We start from the raw sequence: 4,967 nt of genomic DNA on the forward strand, positions 1-4,967 counted from the left end.
CCACCAAAAAAAGCTGCGTACCTGTTCCGACAGCGGTTATTAGCAGTATTGGAGTTTAGTACTGGAATGAAACATAGCCCCTAGCTTTCATGCCGGGGATGTGGCGTAAAGCCATGATTGTTTTTGTAACGCCTCAAGATATTGTTCCTTAGTGCCAAATACATTTAACAATAGAAATTCATGCCCTGTGAATACCAATGTAAAAAAATCTCTCAAATTGCGGGCGACCAATCGTACTTGCTCACCGAAATCCATGGGCGACACACAGATTACTGGCGCCATATGACGATGATAATAAAATCCCGTTGGGCGCTTTTATGCAACGACTTGGTCCACCCCATACACCGAGCCATCTTCTACGGGGAAGATCAAAGCCGATTCGTTACCTTTCCGGTGCATTTAAAATGCATTTTCTATGTCTTTCGATCCCTTACTGCTTTAGTTCTAAATAATTTAAATTAAACTCTTCTCCTGAGTAATTCAGGATGCCTGAAAAACCATGAAGCTCCCATTCTCCGGTATCTTTGTTTAGCGTAAAAATATATTCCCTGTACCAATCCTCCAGTTCCTTGTCATCACCTTCATATTCTTCTCTGATCGTTAATCTGGTTTGATTGAAAAAATCATTTTCGTAGTAACTCCTATAAATAACCGCACTAGTAATATGAATTCCCTCATGAAAAACCGTTGGGTAAAACGTATCCTGTGCAATGTACTTTTTCGACTCCTCATCCATAAATTGAAGAGTGAGCATAGATAAAATGTCCTTCGCATGATCTCCAAAATCTGCCGTAAAATATCTCTCTATTTCGCGAAACTCCGATATCGAAAGCTCTTTCTTCTTCGCTAATTCCATGATCATTGTTTCCTTTTTCTCAACCATCTGAGTTGCAGTTTTCAGATCAAAATCAAGTGTTTCCTCTTTTATGGGCTGTATTTGATTCGATGAATCGCAAGCAGATAATACAAATACCATCATAGTAAGTAATAGCATATAAAAGCCTTTCATGATTGCCTCCTTGTTGTATGTCGGACCAATGAATACCCCTTTATAACCATAGTACTTCAATTCACATCGTTGGTTTTCCTTTCCATTTTGGGAGAAAATAATTCATTCTTCCATACTTCGAATCCACTACAAAACAAAGAACACAGCCCTTCGGACCGTGTCCTTCTCACACCTTTATCTTGCTTGATAACGCTGATATGCATCTTCGTGAATCTTAATAATTTGATCGATTCCCATGCTCTCGATGGTGTCGATAAACTTGTCATATTCGGAAAGCGGCGTTTGCCCCATAATAAACTTCGTCATCATTTCGCTCACATAGGTCGAAATCGGATTCATAACCGAAGCGTTCAATCTAGATTCGTCCTCCGTGAAACGCAGCGTAGGAAGCACGAGGGAATCATCCGATTCCATCCAAACCTGATTGGCTTGTTTCTGACCCTCGAAGGTCATCAGTGCATCCAAATAACGGCTATCCTGATTCATCGGGCCGTCCATGATCGACATCGCATAAGTGGCAAGCGCCTGATCGTAGGTTAAGCCCGGGTTATCCATAATTTTATCCGTATACTTGATCGTATCGCCTTCCTTCACGTAGCTTTCGCCTTCAATTCCGAAGTTGAACAGCTCGTGACCTTGCGGACTGTAATTGAAATCCATCCATTGCACGATGTACTTGATTTCATCCTCGTCCGCAGAAGAAGTGATCGCTTCTCCGTAAGTGAGCACCTTCGTATTTAACGAGAATGTCATGTAAGGCTTGCCTGCGGGACCGATCGGCCAGGGTGTTCCCGTGAGATCAAATTCGGGATTAGCGTCCTTCATGAGATTGAAATATTTGGCCATACCGCTGAACACACCGCCTTGATAGGAACCCCCGAGGTCATTCGTAATCTTGTAATCAAACGCTTTGCCGTCGTTCGTCATAATTTCAGGATCGATCAAGCCTTCCTCATACCACTTGGCCATCGTTTCAATAAATTGCTTGTATTCCGGTTGGAGTGGTCCGTATACAATCTTCCCATCCTTAAAGTGGAAGCCCCCAAGGACACCGAATGCCGGTGCAAAATCGTGCAGCTTGGTCAAATCCCCAGGACCCCAGTTGCCCGTAAATGGAAGCTCATCCTTCTCTCCGTTACCGTTCGGGTCTTCTTCGCGGAATGCCTTCAGTACGGTATACCATTCATCAATCGTCGTAGGTACCTCGAGATTGAGCTTATTCAGCCAATCCTTCCGGATAATCAGACCTGCGGTCGCATTCAACTTCACCGCATCGGAACGGATATATGGGAACATATAGATTGTCCCATCGTCCAGTGAAATCTGTTTGCGAATATCCTCGTCGCTTTCGATCAGCTTTTTCAAATTCGGTGCGTATTTGTCAATATACTCATTAAGACGAATAATTTTTCCATCTGCCAGCATTTTTTCGGGTCCGCCAATCGCATCGGCCCAGTTGTAGTAAATGACATCAGGCATATCATTGGTCGTGACCAGCAGGTTGAATTGATCCTTTTGCTGTCCCAGCGGCGGGTGAATGATATTCACCTTAACGCCTGTCAGCTCTCCCTTTTTCTTGTAAGCAGCCATTTCGCCGAAGTGCTCCAGTGAAGCCGTCAGCTTTCCGTCATTTGCGCGCCAATAATCGATAGTCATCGGCTCATTAACGATCGGAAGCGGGATCTCGGTTAGCGGCTCCTCTTGATTATTAGCCTCAGATGACGGCTCTGGATCGGAATTTCCATTGTTGTTAGAGCATGCACCGAGTATGGTCACGAGCAGGAACATGATGCAGACGAATAATATCCCCTTTTTTTTCATAGAACAAGACTCCTCCTTCAAATGGGTTGTTTATTGTTTCACGGCACCGAGTAAAGCGCCTTGAACAAAATATTTTTGGATGAACGGATAGACCATCACGATGGGCAAAGTCGAGATGATAATGGTCGCATACTTAATGTTCTCGCCTAACGCGAAGCCGGTATCGACGCCGCCGCCCATCGCCTCCGTACTGTTGCTGAGCAGGATATCCCTCAGCACGATCTGAATCGGGTAGAGATTCTGTTCCCGCAAATATAGTAAAGGCCCCATGTAATCGTTCCAATGATCCACCGCATAATAAAGTGTAAGTACGGCTAAAATCGCTTTGGAAACGGGCAAAATGATGCGGAACAAAATCGTAAAATCATTCGCTCCATCCAGCTTGGCCGATTCGACCAGTTCATTCGGAATCCCCTCAAAGCTCGTTTTCATAATGATCAGATAGAACGTGTTGATCGCAACAGGCAGTATCAGAGCCAGCCTGTCATTGATCAAACCGAGATTCTGAATGAGCAGAAAGGTAGGAATCATCCCCCCGCTGAAAAACATCGTAAAGACGATAATCTTCATCAGCAGCTTTCGGACATACAAGTCCGGCCTAGACAAAGCATAAGCTGCCAGAGAGGTCATGAGCAGGTTGAACGATGTCCCCACGACGACGTAGAATAGCGTGTTCATGTAACCCGTATAAATTTTAGGATTTGTCAGCACATATTTGTACGCCTCCAGCGTAAACCCTTCCGGCCACAGCATAAAGGATCGGTTCCGCAGCATTTCGGTCGGATCGCTGATGGATGAATTCAAAATATACAGCATCGGGTAAGCCGATACGACAATGACCAGCGTTAATAATAAATAGTTGAATCCATCGAACGTTTTTTCTCCTAGTGATCGTCTCATCCTTTGATCCCCCCTCCTACCACAGCGACGTTGAATTGGCTTTTCGGCTGAGCGCATTCGCCAAGAGAAGCAGTATGAAGTTGATGGCTCCGTTAAACAACCCGACTGCCGTTGAGTAAGCATAATTCGCTTCGAGCACGCCTGATCGGTATACGAACGTCGAAATGACGTCCGATACCTCGTAGGTCGGTGCGGTTTGCATGAGCAATATTTTCTGTAAATCTGAATTCATGACGGCCCCTAAACGCAGGATGAACATAATCACGATCGTTGGCATAATCCCCGGCAAAGTCACATGGAGAAATTGCTTCCACCTTCCGGCCCCATCGATTTTGGCCGCCTCATAAAGCTGTGAATCGATATTTGCAAGCGCTGCCAAGAAAATGATCGATGCCCAGCCCGCTCCCTGCCAAATATTCGATAAGATATACATCGGACGGAACATGTCCGGCTCCGTGAAGAACATGATCGGCTCTAGACTGAACATCGAACGAATGACGTTGAACAAGCCTCCGTCCAGCGCCGAATACGTCTTCAGCATACCGACAACCACGACGACGGAAATAAAATGCGGCAAATAGCTTACCGTCTGTACCGTTCGTTTGAAGAATCGGTTTCTCACCTCGTTTAGCAGCAGAGCTAATATAATCGGTGCGGGAAACCCTAGAAGAATACTATAAAGACTTAAGATAAGCGTATTTTTTAGAAGTCTCCAGAAATAATAGCTTTCAAAAAACGTAGTAAAGTTATCAAAGCCAATCCATTCGCCGCCCCAAATGCCCTCCGACAAATTATAGCTTTTCTGAAATGCCATCAATAGCCCGTACATCGGTCCGTAATGGAAGATAGCATAATAGGCAACGACCGGCACAAGCATGATATAAACATATTTGTTCCGGATCAGCTCCTTCTTCATAGAAGCGATTTTATTGGATTTGCTTGGCGCGGGCGGCAGCTCTTTTGTTTCCAGTTCTTGCTTTGCATCCACGGCTTCGGTCCTCCTTGCAGCGATGTATTCTGTTTCATAAGGTTAGCGTAGCATCTCAATATCCAATAAAATACAATCACCTCAATTGATTACTTTCCGGAAGCGGAAACCCTTGAGCTGCAAACAAAAACAATCATGGCTTTACGCCACATCCCCGGCATGAAAGCTAGGGGCTATGTTTCATTCCAGTACTAAACTCCAATACTGCTAATAACCGCTGTCGGAACAGGTACGCAGCTTTTTTTGGTG

At 44.9% G+C, this 4,967-nt stretch carries 4 protein-coding genes; all 4 read right to left on the reverse strand.

What is annotated here, in order from left to right:
* Positions 1-430 precede the first annotated feature (430 nt).
* The 4 genes from ACFPXP_RS08450 to ACFPXP_RS08465 all read right to left on the reverse strand — a co-directional run bounded on the left by ACFPXP_RS08450 (position 431) and on the right by ACFPXP_RS08465 (position 4,646).
* Positions 431-1,009, reverse strand: a complete 579-nt coding sequence (locus ACFPXP_RS08450; protein WP_379893791.1) for a hypothetical protein — start codon at positions 1,007-1,009, stop codon at positions 431-433.
* 174 nt (positions 1,010-1,183) lie between these two features.
* Positions 1,184-2,830, reverse strand: coding sequence for an ABC transporter substrate-binding protein (locus ACFPXP_RS08455; RefSeq protein ID WP_379893792.1), 1,647 nt, complete (start codon positions 2,828-2,830; stop codon positions 1,184-1,186).
* Between the two features lie 30 nt (positions 2,831-2,860).
* On the reverse strand, positions 2,861-3,730 hold the full coding sequence (locus ACFPXP_RS08460) for a carbohydrate ABC transporter permease (RefSeq protein WP_379893793.1): 870 nt from the start codon (positions 3,728-3,730) through the stop codon (positions 2,861-2,863).
* A 16-nt stretch (positions 3,731-3,746) separates the two neighbouring features.
* On the reverse strand, positions 3,747-4,646 hold the full coding sequence (locus ACFPXP_RS08465) for an ABC transporter permease (RefSeq protein WP_379893794.1): 900 nt from the start codon (positions 4,644-4,646) through the stop codon (positions 3,747-3,749).
* Positions 4,647-4,967 lie beyond the last annotated feature (321 nt).

Source organism: Marinicrinis lubricantis, assembly GCF_042658665.1.
In the GTDB taxonomy this organism is placed as follows: domain Bacteria; phylum Bacillota; class Bacilli; order Paenibacillales; family KCTC-33676; genus Marinicrinis; species Marinicrinis lubricantis.